Annotated in this window: 28 protein-coding genes and 1 pseudogene; all 29 read right to left on the bottom strand. The window is 42.1% G+C overall.

Annotated features, from left to right (window positions below; translation table 11 throughout):
* Positions 1-26 precede the first annotated feature (26 nt).
* The 29 genes and pseudogenes from fliF to rpsP all read right to left on the bottom strand — a co-directional run bounded on the left by fliF (position 27) and on the right by rpsP (position 24,802).
* Positions 27-1,601 (bottom strand): flagellar basal-body MS-ring/collar protein FliF, encoded by a 1,575-nt coding sequence (fliF, locus tag JCM19038_RS05935; RefSeq protein ID WP_042415619.1) that lies wholly within the window; start codon positions 1,599-1,601, stop codon positions 27-29.
* A gap of 29 nt (positions 1,602-1,630) precedes the next feature.
* Positions 1,631-1,945 (bottom strand): flagellar hook-basal body complex protein FliE, encoded by a 315-nt coding sequence (gene fliE / locus JCM19038_RS05930; RefSeq protein ID WP_238554293.1) that lies wholly within the window; start codon positions 1,943-1,945, stop codon positions 1,631-1,633.
* A gap of 28 nt (positions 1,946-1,973) precedes the next feature.
* The gene (gene flgC, locus JCM19038_RS05925) at positions 1,974-2,432 is read right to left on the bottom strand and encodes a flagellar basal body rod protein FlgC (RefSeq protein ID WP_042415615.1); all 459 of its coding nucleotides are present in this window, start codon (positions 2,430-2,432) and stop codon (positions 1,974-1,976) included.
* Between the two features lies 1 nt (position 2,433).
* Positions 2,434-2,823 (bottom strand): flagellar basal body rod protein FlgB, encoded by a 390-nt coding sequence (gene flgB, locus JCM19038_RS05920; protein WP_042415612.1) that lies wholly within the window; start codon positions 2,821-2,823, stop codon positions 2,434-2,436.
* Positions 2,824-3,406: 583 nt separating this feature from the next.
* Positions 3,407-4,186: a GTP-sensing pleiotropic transcriptional regulator CodY gene (gene codY, locus JCM19038_RS05915; protein WP_042415609.1), complete on the bottom strand. Its 780-nt coding sequence runs from the start codon at positions 4,184-4,186 to the stop codon at positions 3,407-3,409.
* A gap of 26 nt (positions 4,187-4,212) precedes the next feature.
* Complete coding sequence (hslU, locus tag JCM19038_RS05910) at positions 4,213-5,619, bottom strand: ATP-dependent protease ATPase subunit HslU (RefSeq protein ID WP_042415605.1); 1,407 nt, start codon at positions 5,617-5,619, stop codon at positions 4,213-4,215.
* A gap of 42 nt (positions 5,620-5,661) precedes the next feature.
* Positions 5,662-6,201 (bottom strand): ATP-dependent protease subunit HslV, encoded by a 540-nt coding sequence (gene hslV, locus JCM19038_RS05905; RefSeq protein ID WP_042360246.1) that lies wholly within the window; start codon positions 6,199-6,201, stop codon positions 5,662-5,664.
* 11 nt (positions 6,202-6,212) lie between these two features.
* Positions 6,213-7,112 carry a tyrosine recombinase XerC gene (gene xerC, locus JCM19038_RS05900; protein WP_042415602.1) on the bottom strand — a complete coding sequence of 300 codons (900 nt, stop codon included), beginning with the start codon at positions 7,110-7,112 and terminating at the stop codon, positions 6,213-6,215.
* 57 nt (positions 7,113-7,169) lie between these two features.
* Positions 7,170-8,480 (bottom strand): annotated as a pseudogene (gene trmFO / locus JCM19038_RS05895) (FADH(2)-oxidizing methylenetetrahydrofolate--tRNA-(uracil(54)-C(5))-methyltransferase TrmFO).
* Positions 8,481-8,676: 196 nt separating this feature from the next.
* Entirely contained in the window at positions 8,677-10,764 is a 2,088-nt protein-coding gene (gene topA / locus JCM19038_RS05890; protein ID WP_042415599.1) for a type I DNA topoisomerase, read from the bottom strand.
* A 126-nt stretch (positions 10,765-10,890) separates the two neighbouring features.
* The gene (gene dprA, locus JCM19038_RS05885) at positions 10,891-11,745 is read right to left on the bottom strand and encodes a DNA-processing protein DprA (protein ID WP_042415596.1); all 855 of its coding nucleotides are present in this window, start codon (positions 11,743-11,745) and stop codon (positions 10,891-10,893) included.
* 62 nt (positions 11,746-11,807) lie between these two features.
* A complete protein-coding gene (gene sucD / locus JCM19038_RS05880; protein ID WP_042415593.1) occupies positions 11,808-12,719 on the bottom strand; it encodes a succinate--CoA ligase subunit alpha in 912 nt (303 codons plus the stop codon).
* A gap of 19 nt (positions 12,720-12,738) precedes the next feature.
* Positions 12,739-13,899, bottom strand: coding sequence for an ADP-forming succinate--CoA ligase subunit beta (gene sucC / locus JCM19038_RS05875; protein WP_042360243.1), 1,161 nt, complete (start codon positions 13,897-13,899; stop codon positions 12,739-12,741).
* A 152-nt stretch (positions 13,900-14,051) separates the two neighbouring features.
* A complete protein-coding gene (locus JCM19038_RS05870; RefSeq protein WP_042415590.1) occupies positions 14,052-14,570 on the bottom strand; it encodes a GNAT family N-acetyltransferase in 519 nt (172 codons plus the stop codon).
* A 98-nt stretch (positions 14,571-14,668) separates the two neighbouring features.
* On the bottom strand, positions 14,669-16,471 hold the full coding sequence (locus tag JCM19038_RS05865; RefSeq protein ID WP_042415588.1) for an ABC transporter ATP-binding protein: 1,803 nt from the start codon (positions 16,469-16,471) through the stop codon (positions 14,669-14,671).
* 17 nt (positions 16,472-16,488) lie between these two features.
* The gene (locus JCM19038_RS05860) at positions 16,489-18,243 is read right to left on the bottom strand and encodes an ABC transporter ATP-binding protein (protein ID WP_042415586.1); all 1,755 of its coding nucleotides are present in this window, start codon (positions 18,241-18,243) and stop codon (positions 16,489-16,491) included.
* Between the two features lie 159 nt (positions 18,244-18,402).
* Positions 18,403-18,576, bottom strand: coding sequence for a hypothetical protein (locus JCM19038_RS22660; RefSeq protein WP_193745054.1), 174 nt, complete (start codon positions 18,574-18,576; stop codon positions 18,403-18,405).
* The gene (locus tag JCM19038_RS05855; RefSeq protein WP_042415584.1) at positions 18,566-18,886 is read right to left on the bottom strand and encodes an EscU/YscU/HrcU family type III secretion system export apparatus switch protein; all 321 of its coding nucleotides are present in this window, start codon (positions 18,884-18,886) and stop codon (positions 18,566-18,568) included. The genes JCM19038_RS22660 and JCM19038_RS05855 overlap by 11 nt, the downstream gene beginning before the upstream one ends.
* The gene (locus JCM19038_RS05850) at positions 18,883-19,629 is read right to left on the bottom strand and encodes a hypothetical protein (protein ID WP_152549344.1); all 747 of its coding nucleotides are present in this window, start codon (positions 19,627-19,629) and stop codon (positions 18,883-18,885) included. Before JCM19038_RS05850 ends, JCM19038_RS05855 begins: the two co-directional genes overlap by 4 nt.
* Positions 19,580-19,840, bottom strand: a complete 261-nt coding sequence (locus JCM19038_RS05845) for a hypothetical protein (RefSeq protein ID WP_042415579.1) — start codon at positions 19,838-19,840, stop codon at positions 19,580-19,582. Before JCM19038_RS05845 ends, JCM19038_RS05850 begins: the two co-directional genes overlap by 50 nt.
* Before the next feature lie 4 nt (positions 19,841-19,844).
* Positions 19,845-20,315, bottom strand: a complete 471-nt coding sequence (locus JCM19038_RS05840; protein ID WP_042415577.1) for a hypothetical protein — start codon at positions 20,313-20,315, stop codon at positions 19,845-19,847.
* Positions 20,316-20,331: 16 nt separating this feature from the next.
* Positions 20,332-21,090, bottom strand: coding sequence for a ribonuclease HII (locus tag JCM19038_RS05835; protein WP_042415574.1), 759 nt, complete (start codon positions 21,088-21,090; stop codon positions 20,332-20,334).
* 51 nt (positions 21,091-21,141) lie between these two features.
* Entirely contained in the window at positions 21,142-21,990 is an 849-nt protein-coding gene (gene ylqF / locus JCM19038_RS05830) for a ribosome biogenesis GTPase YlqF (protein WP_042415571.1), read from the bottom strand.
* A gap of 73 nt (positions 21,991-22,063) precedes the next feature.
* The gene (rplS, locus tag JCM19038_RS05825) at positions 22,064-22,414 is read right to left on the bottom strand and encodes a 50S ribosomal protein L19 (RefSeq protein ID WP_042360239.1); all 351 of its coding nucleotides are present in this window, start codon (positions 22,412-22,414) and stop codon (positions 22,064-22,066) included.
* A 110-nt stretch (positions 22,415-22,524) separates the two neighbouring features.
* Complete coding sequence (trmD, locus tag JCM19038_RS05820) at positions 22,525-23,250, bottom strand: tRNA (guanosine(37)-N1)-methyltransferase TrmD (protein WP_042415568.1); 726 nt, start codon at positions 23,248-23,250, stop codon at positions 22,525-22,527.
* Positions 23,247-23,780: a ribosome maturation factor RimM gene (rimM, locus tag JCM19038_RS05815; RefSeq protein ID WP_042415565.1), complete on the bottom strand. Its 534-nt coding sequence runs from the start codon at positions 23,778-23,780 to the stop codon at positions 23,247-23,249. Before rimM ends, trmD begins: the two co-directional genes overlap by 4 nt.
* A complete protein-coding gene (locus tag JCM19038_RS05810) occupies positions 23,764-24,192 on the bottom strand; it encodes a YlqD family protein (protein WP_042360236.1) in 429 nt (142 codons plus the stop codon). Before JCM19038_RS05810 ends, rimM begins: the two co-directional genes overlap by 17 nt.
* 94 nt (positions 24,193-24,286) lie before the next feature.
* The gene (locus JCM19038_RS05805; RefSeq protein ID WP_042415561.1) at positions 24,287-24,517 is read right to left on the bottom strand and encodes a KH domain-containing protein; all 231 of its coding nucleotides are present in this window, start codon (positions 24,515-24,517) and stop codon (positions 24,287-24,289) included.
* A gap of 12 nt (positions 24,518-24,529) precedes the next feature.
* A complete protein-coding gene (gene rpsP / locus JCM19038_RS05800) occupies positions 24,530-24,802 on the bottom strand; it encodes a 30S ribosomal protein S16 (protein ID WP_042360234.1) in 273 nt (90 codons plus the stop codon).
* Between the last annotated feature and the right edge of the window lie 20 nt (positions 24,803-24,822).

The following is a 24,822-nucleotide window of genomic DNA, read 5'->3' as shown; positions in this document are numbered from 1 at the left end:
GTTTTGACCATTGGTATGTGTGCCCCCTAGTCTTCTGAAAGCCACGTACGAAGCAACTTCGAAAATTCTTCTGGTCGCTCCCTTGCGAGTTGTTCCAATTTCTTTTTACGTTCCGCGCTTGGCGTTAAATCTTCTGTTGGAATTTCTTCAATTTCTTCGTCATACGTCAATTCTTCAACTTCTTCATACTCTTCTCTGTTTCGTCTGAGCAACAACACAATACCAATAATCAGAGCGATGATCCCGACTGCTGTTACGACATACGCCCATGTAGGGATCGTAAAGCTTGACGTCGGTTCTGTGTCAGCTTTGCCGTATAGCGGCTGTGATGTAACGAGAATCTTCTCTGAGACTGTGCCGTCCATCTCTTCTAAAAGCGGTTGATCAATGCTCGTCATCACGACTGACTCTAACATGGATTCAATTTCGCTCAGTGCTTGAGGTGGTAAAGACATCGGGTCGTCTGCAACTGGTGGCTCAACGACGACTTGTACACCTAAGTCACGAATCTTATAAGGACTTTCTTGAATTTGACGGTGGATTCGATTCACATCGTAATTGATGCGATCTTCCATTCGTTCATAATCACCGTCACCACCAGGAACGACACCTGGGTAATTTGCAATATCATCTTCACCTGTACCTGCAACACCTTCGTCATTTGGGGCTTGTCCCTCGTAATACTCAGACACACGCTCAGCACTGATGGCGATTCCTTCGGTTGCATCTTCATCTACAGGCTCAATGAGTTCTTCTTCACGATATTCTTGAGTGAAATCAACATCGGCTGTCACGGATACAACGACTTTGTCTTGGCCCATCATTAAGCCAAGCATTTGTTGCAAACGTTGCTGCAAGTCATTTTCAATCGTTCGACGGACTTCACGCTGCTGGTCATACGCTTGCATATTTTGCATGCCTTCTTGACTTTCATAAAAATAACTATTAAACAATTGATCGGTAATGACGATATTATCGGTAGGCAGGTTCGGTATACTTTTGGAAACTAAGTTGTACAGTGCTTGAACATTGCCTTGGTCAAGTGTCATCCCTGGCGCAAGCGTGACGACGACAGAAGCTTGAGCTGTCCCTTCTTCATCGCTTAACCAAATCGTCTCTTCTGGTAATTGGATCATTACCGTAGCGCCTTGCACGCCATCAATCGTTTGGATTAACGTTTCTAATTCAGATTGCATTGCCGCTTTTTCCATGACTGAAAACTCGTTGTCAGTCATTCCGAACCCTAAGCTATCACGGAAATCATCATATGTAATTGAACCTGTGGCTGGTAAGCCTTCCGCTGCAAGTTCTACCTTTATGTTATCGACGAGTTCTTCAGGTACGAAAATGGTCGTTCCATTATCTCGAATTTCGTTTGGGACACCACGACTATCCAATGTCTCCTTAATCTGACCCGTTTCGCTCACAGACATGTTGCTATATAGCGGAGCGTAACTCGTTCTAAATGTAAAAAAGATGATTAACATAATGACGACGAGAATGAGTACGAAGGAAGCAACAAAGATTCCTTGTTCTTTTCTCGTTTTTGACGTCCAAAAACCTGTTATTTTGTCTCGATACTGTATGAGTCGCTCATTCATGAACTGCCTCTCCTATTTCCTAACATTCATTACACTTGCATTCGCATCATCGTCTCATATGCTTCGACGACTTTATTTCGTACTTCAACTGTTGCTTGTAATGCGATTCCTGCTTTCTCAGAAGCAATCATTACATCATGCAATGATTCAACGTCTCCATTTACGAGCCGCGTCGTCATCTCTTGTGAATGCTGTTGCTCGTTGTTTACAGATTGAATGGCTTGTTGTAACGTCGTTGCAAACGACTCGTGTGCGTCAGAAGTCGTACGCTCGACACGGGGTTGGATTGTCTCCTGTGCAATCGATTGCACAGGCGCAAACATCGATGTGTGCTGGATCGTCACGTTCATTCACCTCTACTTTTAGTTTCTATTACCCTCGTCCAATTTCTAATGCTTTCATCATCATACTTTTGTGTGCATCAAAAACCGTTACATTTGCTTCATACGAACGTGTTGCCCCCATGATATCGACCATTTCTTTTAGAGGATCAACATTTGGCATGTGTAGATTGCCAGCTTCATCAGCATCAGGATGTCCTGGCTGATAGATCGTTTTACCTGGCGTTTGGTCAGCAGTAATCGATGTAACTTTCACACCATCTGCGTTTGAAACGCTTTGATTTCTCTGCTCTGATAAAATTGACGCAAAGCTTTCGTTTTTGTTCGGTGAAAGTGTGACGACTTTTCGTTCATAAGGTTGCCATTCTCCGTCTACCATCGTAGCCCTCGTCGTTTCTGCATTTGCCATATTGCTCGCTGCAACGTCCATACGTAAGCGCTGTGCGGTTAACGCAGATGATGTTGCGTTCATTCCAGTAAATAATGACAACCTAGCTTCCTCCTCGAATTGCTGTCTTTAATGAACTAAACTGACCGTTTAAACGATCACTAACTGCTTGATAGTAAACTTGATTGTTCGCCATCTTGGCCATTTCTTTGTCGAGATCGACACTGTTGCCACTATGGGAGTACATCACATTTCGTGGGTTTACTTGTTTCATTTGTTCAGAGTGATATGTAAAAGGTACGTGACGCTCATCGGTTCTATGTGCCAAAAGCTCTCCCTTGGCTTCGCTTAAAACGTCTTTAAACTGCACTTGTTTTGCTTTATAATTCGGTGTGTCCACATTCGCTATGTTTGATGCGATCGCTTGTTGTTGCATCATTGAGGCATTCATGCCCCGTTCAAGCGACGAGATCGTCGTTGAAAATAGTGCCATTTTGAACCTCCTCGTCCATTTGATGGCTTAAATCATGACAAAGCTTCTAATCGCTCAGAAACATTTGTTACTTCCGTAATACGCTAATCGTCTCTTTAATTGTATTCACTTTTGGGAAGTTTTTCTATAAAAAAACAGGTTTTACTACGAATTTCACTAATATAGAACTATAAATTACAGGTTTCGACAAATAAGTAAGGTCTATAATACCAATTAGTCTGAAAAATAAGTAGTCTTTTAGAATCACACGAAGATGGTAGAAAGGTAGTTTTATAGTCTATTTGAATCAGTCCTTTTCTTATTTCGATATTACATATTTTGTAAAAACGACAAAATCCCCTTCGAACGATTATTATCTTAATAATAGGAATAAATAATTTATCTTATTTATAGTTCTTTATAACCAGAATTTAAGACGTGAATCTGAGTCATTCCGAGCTTTATAATTTCGCTTTTCACTTTCGTTTAGGAAGTAAGACACATCGACTTTGACTAGCAGTTTCTATGAACTACATGGCAACCTAACACAAAAAAGCATCGCAAATGTGAGAACTCACATTTGCGATGCTTTTATTTATAGATTCTACTCTTCACGAAGACGCTCGAGTTCGTTTAAGAATTTACCGTTAAGAACTTTAATATACGTACCCTTCATACCGAGTGAACGAGATTCAATAACTCCCGCGCTCTCAAGCTTACGAAGTGCGTTTACGATGACAGAACGAGTAATTCCTACGCGGTCAGCAATTTTACTTGCAACGAGTAGACCTTCTTTGCCATCCAGTTCTTCGAAGATGTGCTCAACAGCTTCAAGCTCACTATATGAGAGAGAACTAATTGCCATTTGAACGACAGCTTTGCTACGTGCTTCTTCTTCGATCTCTTGAGCCTTCTCATGAAGGATCTCCATACCAACTACTGTTGCACCATATTCAGCAAGAATTAAATCATCATCGTTAAACGAGTCGTTAAGTCTAGCAAGAATAAGTGTACCAATACGTTGGCCACCACCGTTGATTGGAACAATGGTCGTAAGTCCTGTTTTGAATAGTTCTCTGTTTTCAACAGGGAAAGCTGTATATTTGCTGTCAATGTCAAGGTTTGACGAAGTGTCCGCCACCGAGAAAAGTCCTTCTGTGTATTCTTCAGGGAATTGACGCTCTTCTAAAATACGATCAATGCGATCGTGCTCAATTTCCTGTTGAATTGAATAACCGAGAAGCTTCCCTCTTCGACTTACAACAAAGATATTTGCAGAAATTACGTCACGTAATGTTTCTGCCATGTCCTTAAAATCGACATGTTGACCTGCTGATTTTTGTAGCATTTCGTTGATCTTTCTAGATTTCGTTAATAGTTCCATCTCCTGTAGATCCTCCTAATCATAAATTACAAGATATAGTGGCTGGTATCCTCATTGCCTGCAACATCTGCTAGTTTCTCATTGACATAACTTGCGGTAATAGTGATTGTTTCTAACGTGACATCGGATGCTTCAAACGACAGATCTTCTAACAATCGTTCCAACAACGTATGCAGTCTTCTTGCACCGATATTCTCAGTCGTTTGATTTACCTGCTCTGCTAACTCAGCCAATCTAACTACAGCTTCGTCAGAAAATTCAACGTTTATACCTTCAGTTTCCAAAAGAGCAGAATATTGTTTTAAAAGTGCATTATCAGGCTCACGAAGTATTCGCACAAAATCGTCTTTACTTAAGTTGTTCAGCTCTACCCGAATTGGGAAGCGCCCTTGAAGCTCTGGAATTAAATCCGACGGTCTTGATACGTGAAATGCACCCGCTGCGATAAACAAAATGTGATCGGTTTGCACGGGGCCATACTTCGTCGTCACTGTTGACCCTTCAACGATCGGCAATATATCTCTTTGTACGCCTTCTCGTGAAACGTCTACAGAACTTGACTGTTGTTTACCAGCAACTTTATCAATCTCATCAATAAAAATCATACCAAGTTGTTCTGTCTTCTCAACAGCTAACTGGCCGACTTCATCCATGTCAACGAGCTTTTGTGCTTCATCGTCAATAAGAACTTGCCTTGCTTCGCGCACAGGCAGCTTACGCTTTTTCTTTTTCTTTGGCATCATACTACCGAGCATATCCTGCATCATGCCCATCTGTTCCATGCCAGATCCAGAAAGCATATCCATAAGCCCTTGTTGTTGCTCTTCAACTTCAACCGTAACGAGTTCATCTTCTAATTCACCATTGGCCAATTGAGAAGCCGTTTTAGTACGGCGTTCTTTGATTGAATCACGTTGCTCTGACTCATCATCCAAGTCTACATCTTGATTCATGTTTCCTTGGGAATTAAAAAACATCTCGAGCGGGTTTTTGTACGCTTGGCTTTTCTTTTTCGAAGGAACAAGTAGCTCAACGAGACGCTCATTCGCTAAATCTTTTGCTTCTGGTTGTACGCCTTTCATCTTCTCTTCTTTGACGAGACGAACGGCAACTTCCACTAGATCACGAACCATCGATTCAACATCACGACCGACGTAACCAACTTCAGTAAACTTCGTTGCTTCCACTTTCACAAATGGAGCTCCTACGAGTTTGGATAAACGTCTTGCGATTTCAGTCTTCCCGACACCTGTCGGTCCGATCATTAAAATGTTCTTCGGTGTGATCTCATCACGAATGTTCTCCGCTACTTTGCTTCGTCGATAACGATTACGAAGCGCAACAGCTACGGCACGCTTTGCACCATTTTGACCAACAATATATTGATCAAGCTTATTAACAATTTGCTTTGGTGTTTGATTGGCATGTTCCAAAAGCCATCACCTATCCTTCATTCTTAGAATGATACTAAGCCGTTAAATTTCTTCAATGATTCGCTCATGGTTTGTGTACACACAAATGTCCCCAGCGGTCTTAAGTGCTTCTTCAGCGATCTCCTTTGCAGAAAGAGCTGAATGTTTCGCAAGCACACGTCCCGCTGCTAAGGCGTAAAAACCTCCAGAACCGATCGCAATCATGCCATCATCAGGTTCAATGATTTCACCAGTCCCTGCGACAAGAAGAAGTTTATCTTCGTTCATGACAAGAAGCATCGCTTCCAGCTTGCGAAGCACTTTGTCATTACGCCATTCCTTTGCGAGATTAATAGCAGCCCGGTCCAATTGTCCGCTCGCTTCTTGCAACTTGCCTTCAAACATCTCAAAGAGCGTAAACGCATCTGCAACAGAACCTGCAAATCCTGCAAGAACTTTACCGTTGTAAATTCTGCGAATCTTCTTAGCTGAGTGCTTCATGACTGTCGCTTGACCGAACGTTACCTGTCCATCACCTGCCATTGCACCTTTACCGTTATGTCGGATTGCAAAAATTGTCGTAGCATGGAATGAATGTTCCATGTTGCCTCCTTTCAGGCACGTGGGTGTGCACCTTTGTATACGTGACGAAGACGATCTGTCGTTACGTGCGTATACTTCTGCGTCGTACGGAGGTTCTCATGACCGAGAAGTTCTTGTACTGAACGCAGATCAGCACCTTCATTCAACAGATGAGTTGCAAACGTATGCCTTAGACTATGCGGAGAGATTCGCAAAGTGTGCGAAGCTTCCTGTACACGTTTCGTTAATGTATGACGTAAACCACGATCAGTAAGGGGAAGACCACGAAAATTTAGAAACACACGCTGTGCTTCTTCGCGCATTAAACGCTTTCGTCCATCTTCAAAATACCTCTCGAGTGCATCAATCGCAAAAGCGCCGATTGGAACGTATCGTTCTTTACGTCCTTTCCCTAAGACATGAACGGTTTCTGTCACGAAATCAAGATCCGTCATCTTCAAATTCGTGCATTCACTCACTCGTATTCCCGTTGCATACAGCAACTCTATGATCGCAAGATCTCTTTGTTTTAGTGGGTCATCTCCACGACAAACTTCAAATAGGGATTGAAGCTCCTCTTCATAGAGGAAGCGTGGCAGTCGATTGGGCTGCGAAGGAAAGTGTGTAAACGATGTTGGATTCTCAAGAATCATTGATTCCCGTTTTAAGAAGCGATAAAACGTCCGTAATACCGAGAGCTCGCGAGCAATACTCGTTCGCTGTAACCCTTTATTGTGCATTGCCGTCAAGTAAAGTCGTACGTGGAGACGCTCAGCATTCAAGCACCCTGCATCCACGCCTTCTTCGTTTAAGAATTCCTTCCAATCACTTAACCCACGAGTGTAGGCAGTAAGTGTATTGGGAGAGGCATTTTTCTCCACTTGCAGATATTGAAAAAACTTCTGATAAGGATCTTGTGCGTTTGTACACATGATCATTCACCTCAATAAAGCGACTAAATCGTACCACATAACTTTGTTGATATCAACCTAAACGCCTTGTTTTTTCATAAAATTCTGAATGGACTCCAGTGCTACTTGTCCGAGGTACTCATAGCGTTCTTTTTTCTTCATTTTCTCGGCTGGTCTAGGAACGAGACCGAAGTTAGCGTTAATTGGTTGGAAATGATCAGGGTCAGCTGTTGTTATATATTGCGCCATCGCACCGATCATTGTCTCTTTCGGGAAGACAATTAATTCTTCACCTAATACTTGCTTTGCAGCATTTGTGCCGGCAATAAGTCCTGCAGCTGCTGATTCTACGTACTTCCACGCCTGTCATTTGTCCTGCAAAGAATAAATCATCACGATCTTTGTATTGATACGTTGGACGCAGTAAACGGGGGCTGTTCATAAATGTGTTGCGGTGCATCACGCCGTAACGGACGATATCTGCGTTTTCCAAACCAGGAATTAGACGAATAACTTCCTTCTGTGGACCCCATTTCATATGTGTCTGAAATCCGACAATATTGTAAAGCGTGCCTTCTACGTTGTCTTGGCGAAGTTGAACGACGGCATATGGACGCTTCCCTGTTCTTGGATCTTCTAATCCTACTGGCTTCATCGGTCCGAACAATAACGTTTTTCGGCCACGACCGGCCATGACTTCAACAGGCATACAACCTTCAAAAAACATTTTCTTCTCAAATTCTTTTAGTGGAACTGTTTCGGCAGCAACGAGCGCATCATAAAACGTATTAAATTCATCTTCTGTCATCGGACAGTTAATATACGCCGCTTCACCTTTATCATAACGAGACTTGTAGTAGACTTTATCCATATCGATTGAATCGGTTTCAAGAATGGGCGCAGCTGCATCGTAAAAGTACAATTCTTCTTCACCGGTTAACCCGATAATGCTATCCGATAAGGCTGAAGAAGTTAGAGGACCCGTTGCAATAATTGTCGGACCACTTGGAATTTCGCTAATCTCTTCTCGCACGACATTCACAAGAGGGTGCGCGTGCAATCGCTCGGTCACTTTCCCAGCGAAATCATGACGATCTACCGCAAGAGCGCCTCCAGCAGGTACCGCACTTTCATCTGCTGAAGAGATAATAATTGAATCGAGTTTACGCATTTCTTCCTTTAATACACCGACCGCGTTCGCTAAAGAATTCCCACGTAATGAGTTCGTACAAACAAGCTCTGCAAATTGTTCAGTATGATGAGCTGGTGTCTTCTTTACCGGTCTCATCTCATATAAGTTAACAGGCACGCCTCGCTTACAATTTGCCAAGCCGCTTCACTACCTGCAAGTCCTGCACCAACTACGTTTACTGCTTGCTTAGTTGTCATCGCCATCTCCCTTTCAAAAGTCTCCCACTCTTCTTACTATCTAGTATAAATGATAACCCTCTTTGAAGAATAACAAACATTCAGTGACAATCTATGTATTTTCTTTTTTTTTAGCATTCTTTGACATGCAAACGCCCTTTTATCGAAAAGGGGCGCTGTAACAATATACCGATTTTTTCTCGTTCTTACAAGCTTTTTAATTCGGATCTTCTTCATAGTCACAATTTGTACACTGTACACGGACTTCTTTTTTCACTTTTTTCTCAACGAGCATGTGTTCACAACGAGGACACGGACGGGCGATTGGTTTATCCCAAGAGACGAAATCACATTCAGGATATTGATCACAGCCGTAGAACGTACGCTGTTTCTTACTCTTACGCTCGACGACGTCACCTTTTTTACACGTCGGACAATCAACACCGATTTTTTTGACGATCGCTTTCGTATTGCGACAATCCGGAAAGTTTGAGCAAGCCATGAACTTTCCATAACGCCCCATTTTAATGACCATCGCATTCCCGCACAGTTCACAATCTTCACCGGCAGGTTCGTCTTTAATCTCGACTTCTTGCATTTCTTTCTCAGCAACTTCGAGACGTTTTTCGAAATCTTGATAGAAGCGATCAATAATCATAATCCAATTCTGATCTCCCGCTTCAATTTCATCGAGATCTGTTTCCATTTTAGCTGTGAATTTCACATTTAAAATTTCCGGGAAAAACTCAACGATCAAGTCTAAAACAATTTCACCAAGTTCAGTCGGTACGAATCGACGGTCTTCCATCGCTACATAGCCACGACGTTGAATTGTATCGAGTGTCGGTGCGTACGTGGATGGACGGCCAATGCCTAATTCTTCCATCGTACGAACGAGTCTCGCCTCAGTGTAACGCGGAGGTGGCTGTGTGAAGTGTTGATTCTCATTCAACTCATCACGCGTCGCAGTTTTGCCTTCTTCTAAATTTGGTAGAAAAGAGTTTTCTTCTTCTTTTCCATCGTCATTTCCTTCAATATATACTTTCATAAAACCAGGGAATTTAACTTTAGACCCTGTCGCTCGGAAAATGACACCTTCGTTCGTCAAGTCTACTGACATCGTATCCATGATTGCAGGCGCCATACGACTTGCGACCATACGTTCCCATATCAAACGATACAAGCGAAGTTGATCTCTTGAGAGATAAGACTTTAATTCTTTCGGCTCTCTAGAAACCGTCGTCGGTCGAATCGCTTCGTGAGCGTCTTGACTGTTTTCATTTTGTTTTTTCGGCTTTATATCTTGACCAACATAGTCACTGCCGTACTTTTCTTCAATGAACGTTTTCGCATCACCTTTAGCTGTATCGGAAATACGAGTGGAGTCTGTACGCATATACGTAATTAAACCGACGGTCCCTTCTTTTCCAAGGTCCACACCTTCATACAACTGTTGTGCAAGCATCATCGTTTTCTTCGCTCTGAAATTAAGCTTACGTGCAGCTTCTTGCTGTAATGATGAAGTCGTAAACGGCTGAACCGGGTTTCGCTTACGCTCTTTCTTCGTCACGCTATCGATGAGGAATTCATCACCTTTTAGCTGACCTAATACAGCTTTAACATCATCTTCAGAGGAAAGTGGTTGCTTCTTTGATTTTTCTTTGTTATCTTTCGTACCGTAAAAATTCGCTTCGAACGTTTCTTTTCCATACGAAAACCGTCCTGTAATGGACCAATATTCTTCTGGTATAAATTCTTGAATCTCTTTTTCCCGATCATTAATCATCTTCACAGCGACCGATTGAACTCGTCCTGCACTTAACCCTTTTTTCACTTTCTTCCATAATAGAGGGCTAATGTTATAACCAACAAGGCGATCTAGAATTCGTCTCGCTTGTTGTGCATCAACTAAGTCCATGTTAATCGGACGCGGGTGTTTGAATGCGTCTTTGATTGCGGTTTTTGTAATTTCGTTAAATACTACACGACATTCTGACTCTGTGTCGATGTCGAGGCTATGCGCCAAGTGCCACGCAATCGCTTCCCCTTCGCGGTCGGGGTCGGCAGCGAGATAGATGCGTTTGGCTTTCTTAGCCGCCTGTTTCAAATCTTTTAAAACAGGGCCTTTTCCTCGAATGGTAATGTATTTCGGGTCATAATTCTGTTCCACATCAACGCCCATTTGGGATTTAGGTAAATCACGGACATGGCCCATGGATGCTTTTACTGCATATTTTTTGCCCAAATACTTTCCAATGGTTTTCGCTTTTGCGGGAGATTCAACGATTACTAGGTAATCTGCCATCTCGAGTTTCCTCCCCCTTCTTTGTAAATGTAAACCTTCCCTATTATTGAACATGAATTTACAATTTGTCAAACATCCTATGTTTTTAATCGGTGAAATTTTTTGATTTTATGCAGTAAAAATGGTTTATTCCTGAAATAATAAGTCGGTCGCAGACAAGACCATCTGGGCACCATCAAAGATCATTTGGTTCGTTCCTTTTGACGTTGACTCATCGATATTTCCAGGTAGAGCATAGACGTCTTTACCTTGTTCTAATGCACAATCGACGGTAATTTGTGTGCCTGATCGTACACCAGCTTCAACGACAAACAATCGGTCACAAAGACCGCTAATAATTCGATTTCGTTCAGGGAAATGCCACTTTTCTGGGGGTTGGGTTGGAAAGTATTCGGAGAGAATGAGATGTTTCGTAGCCATTAGATTTGCGATGCCTCTATTTTCTTTTGGATAAATATGGTTCAGTCCTCCTGCAATGACTGCGATCGTTGTTCCATTTTTGCCGATCGCGAGCTTATGGGCGTACGTATCAATCCCTCTCGCTAAACCACTGACGATGACGGCACCTTGTTGTATAACAGGTTCAAGTAAATTTGGCATAACAGTTTCTGCATAACGGCTCGGTGAACGCGTTCCTATAACGGCTAACAGATGTTGCGCATGTATTAAATGAAGGTTTCCGGAATAATAAAGTACTGGGGGAAGATCTGGTAATTCATACAGGCGGCGGGGATACTCTTGATCAAAGAGCGTAATGGCAGGGATTTCGGGTGGTTTAAAGTCTGAATACGGATGTTCTTTCCAATGCTTTGTCCACGTATTCACCGTGTCTGTTTTTGCTTTCGTGAGAAAAGCTAATGAAGCCACATCTAGCGTATGGATTTCTTCTACACGTACGTGTCTAATAAGCGACAATAAGTGCTTAGACGATAACTTCCTCGTACTGTGTAAGTAAAGCAGACGATTTCGTTTTGTGTTCATGTAACACCTCCGTAATCGTATTATAAAAAAAGCCCTTGTTTGTCACAAGGGCTTTTCCTTAATTACTTTACTTCGTGCGTTAAGCAAGCTTCGTAAAGGTTTTGTTCTTTAAGAACGTTAATGAGCGTTTCGCCAATTACTGCTGGAGTTTCAGCAACTTCAATTCCGCATGCGCGAAGTGTCTTTTGCTTTTCTTCAGCTGTTCCTTTACCGCCAGAGATGATTGCACCAGCATGTCCCATACGCTTCCCTGGAGGTGCAGTAGCGCCACCAATGAAACCGACAACTGGCTTCGTCATGTTATCTCTAACCCATTCAGCAGCTTCTTCTTCAGCTGTACCACCGATTTCACCGATCATGATAACCGCTTTTGTATCTTCATCTTCGTTGAAGAGTTTAAGCGTATCAATGAAATCTGTACCGTTAACTGGGTCTCCACCGATTCCAACTGCTGTTGATTGACCGATGCCGTTACTTGAAAGTTGCTCTACCGCTTCATACGTTAATGTACCAGAACGGGAAACAACCCCAACGTGACCTTTATGGTGAATGTATCCTGGCATAATACCAATTTTACATTCTTCAGGTGTAATTACTCCTGGACAGTTCGGTCCAACGAGACGAGTCTTCTTGCCTTCCATATAACGCTTAACATTAAGCATGTCAAGGACTGGAATACCTTCTGTAATACAGATTGCAAGATCTAATTCTGCGTCTACAGCTTCCATAATTGCATCTGCTGCAAATGCAGGTGGAACATAGATTACTGTTGCGTTTGCGCCAGTTGCTTCAACAGCTTCTGACACTGTGTTAAATACAGGAACTCCTTCAATCTCGGTGCCACCTTTTTTCGGTGTTACACCGCCAACGATGTTTGTTCCATATTCAATCGCTTGTTTTGTATGGAATAGTCCAGTACTGCCCGTGATTCCTTGGACAATAACCTTCGTATCTTTATTAATTAAGATACTCATTGTACTTGGCCCCGCCTTTCTATTTAACTAAAGCTACGATTTTTTCTGCACCATCAGCCATCGTATCTGCAGATGTGATGTTAAGCCCTGATTCTTCGAGAATCTTCTTACCTTCTTTTACGTTTGTACCTTCAAGACGTACAACGAGTGGAATTTCAAGTCCAACTTCTTTCGTTGCTGTAACGACACCTTCTGCGATAACGTCACACTTCATAATTCCACCAAAGATGTTTACGAAGATTCCTTTCACGTGCTCATCAGAAAGGATAATCTTGAACGCTGCTGTAACTTTCTCAGCAGTCGCACCGCCCCCAACGTCAAGGAAGTTCGCGGGTTCGCCGCCTTTGTACTTAATAATGTCCATCGTAGCCATCGCAAGGCCGGCTCCGTTAACCATACAACCGATGTTACCATCAAGCGCAATGTAGCTTAAGTCGTACTTAGAAGCTTCGATTTCTTTTGCATCTTCTTCGTCAAGGTCACGGTATTCTGTGATTCCTTTTTGACGGTAAAGAGCGTTGCTATCAAAGTTAAGCTTCGCATCAAGAGCGAGTACGTCGCCTTGCTTTGTTGTAACGAGTGGGTTGATCTCAGCAATTGAGCAGTCGTTTTCAACAAATGCTTGGTAAAGGCTTCCCATAAATTTAACCGCTTTTCCGAGTGAATCTTGCGGAATGTTCATGTTAAAAGCAAGACGTCTTGCTTGGAATCCTTGTAAACCTACTGCAGGATCAATATACTCTCTAAAGATCTTCTCTGGAGTCGCTTCTGCAACTTCCTCGATCTCAGTTCCACCTTCTTCAGAACCCATAAGGACAACACGGGATGTACTACGATCTAGCACAAGGCCGATGTAGTATTCTTGATCAATATCGCAGCCCTCTTCAATAAGAAGACGCTTAACTTCTTTACCTTCTGGACCTGTTTGGTGAGTCACGAGTGTTTTACCAAGAATGTCGTCTGCGTATGTACGCACTTCATCAAGGTTTTTCGCGACTTTAACACCGCCAGCTTTTCCGCGTCCACCTGCGTGGATTTGTGCTTTTACTACGGTTACGGCTGTACCTAATGAAGACGCTTTTTCAACGGCTTCATCGACCGTAAAAGCAACGTGCCCGTTCGGTACAGCAACGCCGTACTTGCGGAGCAATTCTTTACTCTGGTACTCATGAATATTCATGTTATTTCCATCCTCCTATGAGTACAATCGGTTACATCAGATGTGTCCTAGACAAGCAATCTGCTTGTCATAAGTTCATTTCACACATTTTTTATCATAGCATAAAACGTTTTCTACTAAAGGTTAAAGTACCGAAAATGTCGAAAAACGTCTTACGTAACAAATTTACTCATGAGAACGTCTTCAACGTATGAGCCGTCACTCTCTTTACGGTGACGTGGTTTTTGACCTTCAACCGTGAATCCTAGCCGTTTGTACAAAGCAATTGCTCGCTCGTTGTGCGCATAAACCTCTAATGAGACCTTCTCGATTGCCGGGTCATTATTGGCAAATAGTAACAATTCGTATAACAGCTTGTGACCGAGTCCTTGATTTGTATAACGTTCTTGTATACTCATCCCGAACATTCCGCAATGAGAATAATGCGGTCTTGATGGCCTGTTGAACGTGAGCATACCGATGACTTCATCACAATGTATGGCAACGAGCATTAAACCTGTTTCATTTTGATGCTTTCGGATCCTTGCTAGCTCATGCTCTACAATCGGTTGATATTCCTTTGCGGTTCGTCCCATAAATGAAGCATTCTCTTGCAAGACAACCTGTTTGTGTCGAATAATATCAACGACATCTGTAACGACGGCTTGACGGATTGTAATCTTGTTGTTCATAATCTTCCCCCTTAACGAATGAAGAAGCGCGAGTAGGTGACATCCCTGAAAATCAATGGGCTTCGTCAGCTTCCCGCGCTACTGATGAGTTGGATCAATTAGACAGTTAAAGCTTTGAATTGGCTCATAACGAGATCATAATATTTGCCTTCTCGTTTCATTAATTGTTCATGATTTCCATTTTCTAGAACATTTCCTTGCTCTAATACGATAATATTATCTGCCTCACGAATAGTCGATAATCGGTGTGCAATCATAATTGACGTTCGCCCGTGCAATAACGTTTTTAATGCTTGTTGAATTTTAACTTCGGTTTCAGTATCAATGCTTGCGGTTGCTTCATCTAGAATAATAATCTTCGGATCTGCCAATAGCGTTCTAGCAAATGATAATAACTGTCGTTCACCGACACTAAGCACGTTTCCTCGCTCTTCTACTTCCGTTTCATATCCATTTTGTAATTTTTCAATAAATTGATTCGCTCCAATTGCCTTTGCCGCTTGCTCCACTTCTTCATCCGTTGCATTTGGTTTCCCAAAGCGTATGTTCTCTCGGATCGTTCCTGAGAAGATGAACGTGTCTTGCAATACCGTGCTTACTTCTTCACGTAAACGATGGAGCTTGTAATCTTTTAAATCGATGCCATCAAGCATAATGCGACCATCTGTAGGATCGTAATAACGAGAAATTAAGTTCGCAATGGTTGATTTCCCAGACCCTGTATGACCAACGAGTGCGATCGTCTGTCCTTTTGGAATTGATAGGCTAATACGGTTTAACGCTTTACGACTTTCATCATAAGCAAACGTGACCGCTTCAAATTGAATTTCCCCTTTAAGATTCGTTGCTTCATTGCCATCGTGTTTTGATTTCACGTTCGGTTCTTCATCGAGAAACTCGAAGATTCGTTCTGAAGACGCCATCGCAACGAGTAGTTGATTGTACACTTGACCGAGTCTAGAAATGGGCTCCCAAAACATCCCAAGGAAAAATGCGAAAGAAACGAGAACACCAAATCCGATTGAACCTGTCATAACAAGATACGCCCCGTACCAAATTAAAACGGCAGAACCGAGTGCGTTTGCCATTTCTACAAATGGGCGGAAAACCGCACTTTTCTTAGATGCTTCGTCCCATGCATCGTAATTTTCTTTGTTCACACCTTTAAAAAAGGCCATGTTGTTTTCTTCTTGTGAAAACGATTGGGTGACTCTAACACCTTGAATGCTTTCATTTAAATGAGAGTTTAATTTCGATTGACGAATTCTTACCGTTTGCCAAGACCGTCTAATGTTACGACGTAGTTTCGTCGAAATGAAAAACATAATAGGCAGTACAATCAGCACAGCAAGTGCAAGTGGTGGGCTTAACGAAAACAGAATGATTACGATACTAATGAGCATGATAATGTCCATTAACATGTTAATAATTCCGTTTGTGAAAAGCTCTTGCAATGCATTCACATCATTGACGACTCTTACGAGAATTGAGCCTGCTGAGCGGTTATCAAAGAACCGGTTAGATAACCCTTGGATGTGGTTAAACAATTGCTTTCTCAGCGCATGAATTGCATTTTGTCCAATTTCGTTCGTCCATTTAATTCGTAGTCGGTTTGCAAACAATGAAAAAATATAAAGAAACAATGCAAGTACGGCTAGTTGTAGCATAAGCCCGTAATCTTCATTTGCTAGTGCAAAATCTAAAGCCCATTGACCGATAATGAGAGGGACGATCAATCGTACAGTTGTCGTAATCAGCATCGCAACGATCGCTTTTACGATTAAAGAACCACTTTCTTTCATGTAATGAAGTAAGCGTGTTAACTTTTCCCAATTGAACGGTTTTTCAATGGCTGTATCTTGACTATATCGAAAACGCTCCATTACCCTCGTTGTTGGCATTGACACTTTCCCCCCTTTCACCGTATGGACTCTTCTTGGATCGTTTGCAAATCTTGATATTGAATATCATAGATTCGTTTATACATGCCGCCTGCTTTAAGTAACTCACTGTGCTTCCCACGTTCTTTCATTTTCCCGTTTTCTAACACAAAAATTTGATCTGCATGTTGAACGCTTGATATACGGTGAGCGATAATGAACGTTGTGCGCCCTTTCATAAGTTCCCGAAACGCTTTTTGAATTTTTACTTCTGTTTGCATATCAACCGCACTCGTAGCGTCATCTAAAATTAAAATACTTGGGTTAACTAACAATGCTCTTGCGATTGAAATTCGTTGTTTTTGTCCACCAGAAAGCCCCATTCCCCGCTCACCTAAAACGGTGTCATAACCATTTGGTAATGCTTCAATGAATTCATGGGCATCTGCTCGTTTTGCGGCTTCCACAATCTCTTCAAGTTCGGCTTCTGGACGTCCGTAAGAAATATTGTCTCGGATTGAAGATGAAAACAAAAACGGTTCTTGTAGAACAAACCCAATATTTTCTCGTAACGTTTTAATTGTGTACTCTTGTACTGCTTTTCCATCAATCTTAACTTGCCCATGAGTGGCTTCGTAAAAGCGAGCAATAAGTTGTGTAACACTTGATTTACCTGCCCCTGTTTGACCCATGAGACCAATTGTCTCACCATGCTTCACTTGAAACGAGACATGTTGTAATGCTGGTTTTTCTTCTTTAGGATAATAAAAGGATACGTCTTCAAACGACACATCACCGGTAAGTCGTCCTGCATCAATCGCTGTATCATGGTTCTTTATATCTTCTGGTTCATTTAACACTTCAAGCAAACGCTCACCAGAAGCTTTTGATTGACTAAACGTATTAATGATAAAACCTAAATTCATTAAAGGTCCCATAATGTACCAGACAAGGCTAAAAAATGCGACAAACGCTCCGGGCGTTAGGGTGCCATAAATTGCTAGATAGCCACCGTAAGCAAGTAAGAGCACTACCGCAACGTTTCCGATAAATTCCATAACCGGAAAATATTTTGACCAAATGCTTGACGTGTACAAGTAACGATCGCGATAATGGGAGTTCTTCTCATCAAATCGATCTTTCTCGAACTCTTCTTTTGACAATGATTTTACTGTGTTCATGCCACTAACATTTTCTTGAACACGCGTATTTAAGCTTGCCATTGAAATACGAATTTCTTTAAATGCAGGGTGCACAAATTTATCAAAACGCTGTACCGTAATTGCTAAAATCGGCATCATAAAAAGAGTAATCAGTGCGAGTTGAGGTGAATAATAAAACATTACAATAAGAGAAAAAACGATGATCATTACGAAGTTAAACAATTGTGCAAACCCAAATGACAAGAAGAACCTGAAGCCTTCCACATCAGCGGTTAGTCTTGACATTAAATCCCCTGTTCGAGCGTTATCGTAATAGCGAAAAGGTAAATATTGCAACTTTTCATACAATGCTTTACGTAATTCATAAACGGTTTTGATCCCGAAAACATCGCCCCAATACTGATGGAAAAAGGCAGCTAAGCCTTTGAACATCATGACGATAATAAAACCGATTGCTAGCATAGGAATGAGGTCATAGTTTTGGTTTACAATTCCTTCATCAATGGCTAATTGCAGGAAAATCGGGTAGACGACCGTGAAGCCAGTCACAAATACTAAAAAGAAAATAGATCCTAAAAAATAACGTCGATACGGCCAATAGTACTGTCTTAAAGCCTTAAATATTTGCAAAATTACACCTACTTTCAAGCGAAGTTCAGAAAACAGTCACCAAGTAAATATAACGCTTTTCGAAATAAATTTCCAGTGAATATTCGGAAAAATTTTAAAAAACATAAATAAACGTTCAAGAGATGGAGAGTTTAGACTTTCCACCTCTTGAACGTTTACTTAATCATTCTTTTTATTTTTTTCTTCTTGGATCGTTTTTGTCATATCTTTTGCTTTGGCATCTTGTTCTTGCACACTATGGTGTACACCAAACTCATGCGCCATTTCTTCTTTGTACTGATTAATCATGTCTGATGCACCTTGAACATCAAGTAAATTCTTCTTATTTGCCATGAGTCGAACCCCCTTTGTCAGTAACATTCCCAACTTCGTGAATTTCTTTCATTTCACGATCAATTTTATAGACAAAGGCAAATACTTCAGCGACCACTTCATACAGCTCAGACGGAATCGGCGCTTCAACATGTAAGTGCGTCATCAGTTCTGCGAGTGCTTCATCTACAACAACAGGGGTATCTGACTCATTTGCAATTTGTTCAATTTTTTCTGCGACGGTACCGTGACCTTTTGCTGTTACGACCGGTGCATGATCGCTTTTTGCATCATGCCGAAGTGCAGCTGCAAATTTTCGTTTCGATTTCATACGCGCACGTCCAATCGATGATTCGTCGTCATCTCTTGATTTGAACTTTTTAACACCGGTAGTTGTTCATTTGCTCGTAACCATTCAAATGAAGTTAAGGAAAATCCGAGTTCTTTTAGCTTCTCTTTAAAAGGTGGCACTAAAATCGGTTTCATCCAGTGAGGTTCATCCATTTGATTATAAATGGTAATCGCTAGTTGCTGCTTTTGACGACGCACATCTACGACTGTATCTTGCAAATGCGGTAATGTTAAAAAAAATAACACTCTTTCTGTTTCTTCAAGCTGTTCTTTAGGGTCGTCCAGCATAATAAGCACATCTAAAAATGTGTCATTCACATGCATCGGTACGATGATTGGTTGCGTTTGTGACTCATGGAAGAGCGTTGCACCAACAACTTGTTGAAACACCGTTGCTAACTGTGCTTTTTGTTGCACCGGTAATTCAGATGAAACGCCTGCCTGAAGTAGTGCTCTCAAGGATACATGATTTTCACCACGTATAAAGTCACGTACTTGAGTGGCTTGAATACGTTCTTCTTTAAAGAGTTGTTGTAATACGAAACGCTCTTCCTTAGTAAGACCTTTTGCGTGTAACAGTTGACTCATCGTAGAGGCTTGCTCTTTTTGACTCATCTGTACTAGCTTTGACTCGAACGTTCGTGCATGTTCGACGTCTGTCATCGTCCCTCGTTCAACATTGTAGCCTTGATAGTAGTTCAGTCGCTCCTTGTTGTCTGACACCTTCTCCACGAGTCGCATCATGTATAATCTGTTGCAAACGAGAAACTTGCAACAATTCACGGTTGCCAACATCACGCGAAGTAGAAGCGTGTTCTAACAACTGTAGAAAACGCGTCGTAGATTCTGATTGCGTATGTAATTGTTGTAATTGCTGTTTGAGCGTATGTAAACGTTCACCAAGTGTCAGAGAAGACGTTTGAAACGTATGCAATGCGTCAAAACGTTGCTTTTGTCGCCGGAAACTGACGCTCTTGCATGAGCGTCATCGTTTGCAATGCATTTGGCTTAACCGTGCCCGCTTCCTTTAACAGCGACGCTAATTGTTGCATCTGCTCTTTCGTAAAAGCTACCTCATGTTTTACAAAATGATGGAAAAGCGCTCGCTCAAAACGATCTGCACGCTTTCCTAACGTTTCGTTAACATTAACTTGATTCGTTTGTTGGATAACTTTTAGTTGAATCTCGCGACCGGTCTGCTTTACTTGAAAGACGTAACGTTTGTTCGCTTCAAGCGCCGCTTCCAGACGCGCAACAAATGAACCGTTCTTCGACTCAATCGCCGCGAACTGTCCATTATAGATGGTCTTCACCTTTCCGCTAAACCACTCTCCTACCCGAAGACCATGAAATGATGACGTCTGCTGTGTACGGTTCTCAGTGCTATGTAGTGGACCACTGACATTCACTTTGACTTCACCTTCTTTAATATATACGATCTGCTACAGGACGAAAACTCCTGCGATGCACAGGCAACACTCCGTATTCATCCATCGCTTGTAAATGCGCACTTGTCCCATAACCAACGTGTTGATCAAACCCATACTGTGGGTACTGTTCGTGTAACGTTTTCATGTATTCGTCCCGCGTTTCCTTTGCGATCACAGATGCTGCCGCAATGCTCATACTTCTTGAATCACCTTTAATAAGTGATGTCTGACGAATCGTGACTGGGAGCGTCATCGCATCAACGAGCAAATGATCTGGTGTCGTTTTTAGTCCAGTGACTGCACGTACCATCGCTAACTTTGTAGCTTCATAAATGTTGAACTCATCAATTTCTTCAACACTTGCCTCACCAATGCTTACGGTACAGCGGCTCATAATTTCATCGTAGAAATACGCACGATCTCGTTTACTTAACTTTTTGGAGTCCGTAAGACCTGGAAGAAAAACGTCTTCTGGAATCATGACCGCAGCTGTAGTCACTGGTCCTGCAAGTGGCCCTCGACCGACTTCATCAAGACCTGCGATCTGCCACGTATTGCACATTTGAAACTCTTCATTTCTTTTATCGGTATAGGATTGCATTTTTTCACGTAGAAGCTGTTGTTTTTGCTCATAACTCTTTAGTAAATTCTGGACACCTGTTCGTGAATCTGCGCGAAGTTCTTCAAGTCTGGTTGCTTCGATCGTTTCCCCTGTTAACTCTGATTTAATGTCTTTAATCGTTGCTTTTTTCATGATTAGCCCTCTCTATGACGAAAACTAGGGATCCTTCGTCAGACGCCCCGCTTATTGCTCAGGTCGTTCAAGCGAAATTCTCCCTAGTTTTTCAGAACGATATTCTCGTAAAATCAATTCTGCAGTTGCATCAAAATCAATGTCTCCGCCTCCCATGAGGCATCCGCGCTTTCGGCCAATCTCTTCAAACCAGCCAACATCATGTTCTGGTTCTTCTTGAAGCTTGTACCGTTCTAACAAAGATTTTGGGTAGTATTCTTTCATATAACGAATCAAATAGAGTACAACATCTGAAAAATCAAGTCGCTCATCTTTAATTGCACCAGTCGCTGCTAAACGCAAACCGACCGTTTGATCTTCAAATTTCGGCCACAGAATTCCTGGCGTATCCAATAGCTCTAGCTTTTTGCCGACTTTTAGCCATTGGTTCTTTCTCGTCACCCCTGGCTTATTGCCAGTTGTTGCTTGATTCTTTCCTACGAGACGATTGATTAGTGTGGACTTTCCTACGTTAGGAATACCAACAATCATCGCTCGTACACTTCTGTGTTGAATGCCTTTTTTACGAAGCTTTTCCATTTTTGGTTCTGCAAGCTCTGTAACAGCAGCAATTAGCTCAGAGATTCCAATGTTCTTCTTAGCATCAATGGTCAGTGCTGTTTGACCAAGGTCACGATAATGTTGTAGCCATTGTTTCGTAACATTAGGATCAGCCATATCTGGTTTCATCAATACGAGAACACGGGGTTGGTCTGTAACGGTTTCATCAAGCACTGGATTTCGCGAGGATTCTGGAATCCGTGCATCGACCAGCTCAATGACCACATCCACTTGGTTTAAAGATTCTTTGATTAGGCGAATCGCTTTCGCCATATGTCCTGGAAACCACTGAATTGTCATCGTCTTCCCTACTTTCCTTACGAACTATAAATAAAAAGGAGCCTGACCAATGGCAAGCTCCTTTTGAACATCTTTAGTTGCTACGAAGTTCTTTAACTCTTGCAGCTTTACCTTGAAGCTTGCGCAAGTAGTAAAGTCTCGCTTGACGTACACGTCCACGACGCTTCACTTCGATCTTATCGATTCTTGGTGAATGTACTGGGAACGTACGCTCAATACCAACACCTGAAGAGATCTTACGTACTGTAAACGTTTCGCTAATTGAGCTTCCACGGCGCTTTAATACAAGACCTTGGAATACTTGGATACGCTCGCGCGTACCTTCAACTACCTTTACGTGAACAGCTACTGTATCTCCAGGACGAAAGCTAGGTACGTCACTCTTAAGTTGAGCTTTGTTAATTTCGTTAATGAGATTAGTCATTGGGTGTTTCCTCCTTCCTTCTCGGATGCTCTTACGGGATTACCACAGCGGAACATCGGATTCAACGGCTTTCGCCACAACTGCTATCATAGCATACCGATTAATAGAGTTCAATCGTTGTTCTTAAATTCATTTAACCATTTTTCTTCTTGGTCCGACTGATCATAGTCTTCTAGAAGATCAGGTCTTCGTTCATACGTCCTGCGAAGGGATTCTTTCTTTCGCCACTCTTCGATATTTCTGTGATGACCTGAGAGAAGAACATCTGGCACTTTCATTCCACGAAACTCTGCCGGTCTTGTGTAATGAGGGTGTTCAAGCAATCCCGTTTGAAACGAATCTTCTTTGGCTGATTGCTCATTACCAAGAACGCCAGATTGCAAACGAATAACGCTATCTGCAATTACCATCGAGGCGAGCTCTCCACCGGTTAACACGTAATCACCGATTGAAATTTCGTCTGTTGCAAGGGAACGAATGCGCTCGTCATATCCTTCATAGTGCCCACAAATGAAGACAATCTCTTCAGCTGACGCTAGTTGTTCGGCTTTCTCTTGCGTGTGTGGTTCCCCCTGTGGACAAAGGAGCACAACACGTGCGTCTTTGGAAAGCTGTATGCTTTCAATCGCATCATAGATCGGTTGAGCACGAAGCACCATGCCTGCACCGCCACCAAACGGATAGTCATCGACTTTGTTATGCTTGTTGTCAGCATACTGACGAAAATCTGTAACGGAATAGGTTACTTGCCCTTTCTCTTCTGCTTGCTTCCAAATCGATGACGAAAAAACTCCTTGATACATCTCCGGAAACAAACTTAAAAACGTGAGCTTCATTCGTCAAGCAACCCTTCCATTAATGTTACGGTTACCGTTTGGGAATTCAAATCGACTTGCTTAACCACTTCATCTATATAAGGTAGCAAGACGTCTTTTTTCTTCGGTTCCGTCCGCTTAACGACCCAAACGTCGTTCGCTCCTGGTGCGAGAATCTCTTTTACAAACCCGAGTTCTACGCCGTCTGTCGTAACGACTTTCAAACCGATAATATCATTGTAATAAAAGTCACCATCGGACAAATCATCTCGTTCATCTGCAGTAACTTCTAAAACCCCGTCGCGAAGCTTGTCTGCTTCGTCTTTGTTAGTAATGCCTTCAAACGTTAATAATTGGAACTGTTTATGCGCTCTGGAACTCGTAATCGTAAGGCGCTGACGATTACCGTTTTTATACTTGACAGATAATTCATTGCCAACCTTAAAACGCTTTTTTGGAAAGTCCGTCGTTGAAACGACACGAACTTCTCCTTTTACGCCGTGAGTATTCACGATTGTTCCAACATTAAAGTATTCAATGTTTGACGTCATGTGAAGCGTGATCTCCTTTAGTACGGATCTCTTTAATGACTCCATCTTCTACGATAATTTCGTCTTCAAGTTTATGATCAGCCCAACGATCCCCTACTTGAATGTCTGTATACCGTTTGACAGTGTCACCTGTAACTAGAGATCCTTCTGGCAACGTGCGGATTTTGTTCTCACGGAACGTGATGCTTTCTACCCGTTGCGTTCGTTTATTAATCTCTGCGTTAAAGCGTGTTTTTATGAGTGCTTTGTTTTTCGCATCTGTTTGCTCTTTCGCTTGCTTTTGAGCTTGAAAACGGAGTTGCTCCACTTCATTGGTTAGTCGATCTTTTTCTTGATCCATCTTTGTGAGCAACTTTTTGCGGTAATCTTCTGTAAGTACGTGACGTACGAGTACATTCTTTTCAATCCTCATAAAATCCACCTCATCCTCTAGATAGTATGTATATGTAAAAATCGTAGCATTGATAAAAGAAAAAGGGAAGGCTTAGCCTCCCCTCAACACGTCCTTAATCAGCAATCTTGAGACGAACTTTGCCGCTCTCACGATTGGCAGCAGCAAGTAATGAACGCATCGAACTTGCAACTTTACCATTTTTGCCGATGACTTTACCGACATCGTCCTTATGGACCGACAGCGTTAATAACGTTGTTCCATCGTGCTCTGTCTCTTCAACAGTCACATCGTCAGGATGATCCACAAGTGCTTTGGCAACGGTCAAGACGAGTGTTTGTAGCATCCGTATTCCTGCTTACTTGCTGTTCTTTGCTTCATGGACTTTCTCCATGAGGCCAGCAGTTGAGAATAGGTTACGTACTGTGTCAGATGGCTTAGCACCGTCAAGCATCCACTTTACAGCACGGTCTTCTTTTACTGTAAATGAGTTATCTGTAACAAGTGGGTTGTACGTTCCAATCTCTTCGATGAAACGACCATCACGTGGTGAGCGAGAATCCGCAACTACGACACGGTAGTAAGGTCTTTTCTTTGATCCCATTCTTTTAAGACGAATTTTTGTAGCCATAATTCATTACCTCCAACTTA

This window comes from Geomicrobium sp. JCM 19038, from assembly GCF_000698125.1.
Lineage (GTDB): Bacteria > Bacillota > Bacilli > Bacillales > Marinococcaceae > Geomicrobium_A.
This window is presented reverse-complemented; position numbering and strand designations above follow the sequence as displayed.

Bases quoted from the DNA above. Each gene is read 5' to 3' on its own strand.
- fliF (WP_042415619.1), bottom strand. From the start codon at position 1,601: ATGAATGAGCGACTCATACAGTATCGAGACAAAATAACAGGTTTTTGG.
- flgB (WP_042415612.1), bottom strand. From the start codon at position 2,823: ATGGCACTATTTTCAACGACGATCTCGTCGCTTGAACGGGGCATGAAT.
- codY (WP_042415609.1), bottom strand. From the start codon at position 4,186: ATGGAACTATTAACGAAATCTAGAAAGATCAACGAAATGCTACAAAAA.
- hslV (WP_042360246.1), bottom strand. From the start codon at position 6,201: ATGGAACATTCATTCCATGCTACGACAATTTTTGCAATCCGACATAAC.
- xerC (WP_042415602.1), bottom strand. From the start codon at position 7,112: ATGTGTACAAACGCACAAGATCCTTATCAGAAGTTTTTTCAATATCTG.
- topA (WP_042415599.1), bottom strand. From the start codon at position 10,764: ATGGCAGATTACCTAGTAATCGTTGAATCTCCCGCAAAAGCGAAAACC.
- dprA (WP_042415596.1), bottom strand. From the start codon at position 11,745: ATGAACACAAAACGAAATCGTCTGCTTTACTTACACAGTACGAGGAAG.
- sucD (WP_042415593.1), bottom strand. From the start codon at position 12,719: ATGAGTATCTTAATTAATAAAGATACGAAGGTTATTGTCCAAGGAATC.
- sucC (WP_042360243.1), bottom strand. From the start codon at position 13,899: ATGAATATTCATGAGTACCAGAGTAAAGAATTGCTCCGCAAGTACGGC.
- JCM19038_RS05870 (WP_042415590.1), bottom strand. From the start codon at position 14,570: ATGAACAACAAGATTACAATCCGTCAAGCCGTCGTTACAGATGTCGTT.
- JCM19038_RS05865 (WP_042415588.1), bottom strand. From the start codon at position 16,471: ATGCCAACAACGAGGGTAATGGAGCGTTTTCGATATAGTCAAGATACA.
- JCM19038_RS22660 (WP_193745054.1), bottom strand. From the start codon at position 18,576: ATGGCAAATAAGAAGAATTTACTTGATGTTCAAGGTGCATCAGACATG.
- JCM19038_RS05855 (WP_042415584.1), bottom strand. From the start codon at position 18,886: ATGAAATCGAAACGAAAATTTGCAGCTGCACTTCGGCATGATGCAAAA.
- JCM19038_RS05835 (WP_042415574.1), bottom strand. From the start codon at position 21,090: ATGAAAAAAGCAACGATTAAAGACATTAAATCAGAGTTAACAGGGGAA.
- ylqF (WP_042415571.1), bottom strand. From the start codon at position 21,990: ATGACAATTCAGTGGTTTCCAGGACATATGGCGAAAGCGATTCGCCTA.
- rplS (WP_042360239.1), bottom strand. From the start codon at position 22,414: ATGACTAATCTCATTAACGAAATTAACAAAGCTCAACTTAAGAGTGAC.
- trmD (WP_042415568.1), bottom strand. From the start codon at position 23,250: ATGAAGCTCACGTTTTTAAGTTTGTTTCCGGAGATGTATCAAGGAGTT.
- rimM (WP_042415565.1), bottom strand. From the start codon at position 23,780: ATGACGTCAAACATTGAATACTTTAATGTTGGAACAATCGTGAATACT.
- JCM19038_RS05810 (WP_042360236.1), bottom strand. From the start codon at position 24,192: ATGAGGATTGAAAAGAATGTACTCGTACGTCACGTACTTACAGAAGAT.
- JCM19038_RS05805 (WP_042415561.1), bottom strand. From the start codon at position 24,517: ATGCTACAAACACTCGTCTTGACCGTTGCCAAAGCACTTGTGGATCAT.
- rpsP (WP_042360234.1), bottom strand. From the start codon at position 24,802: ATGGCTACAAAAATTCGTCTTAAAAGAATGGGATCAAAGAAAAGACCT.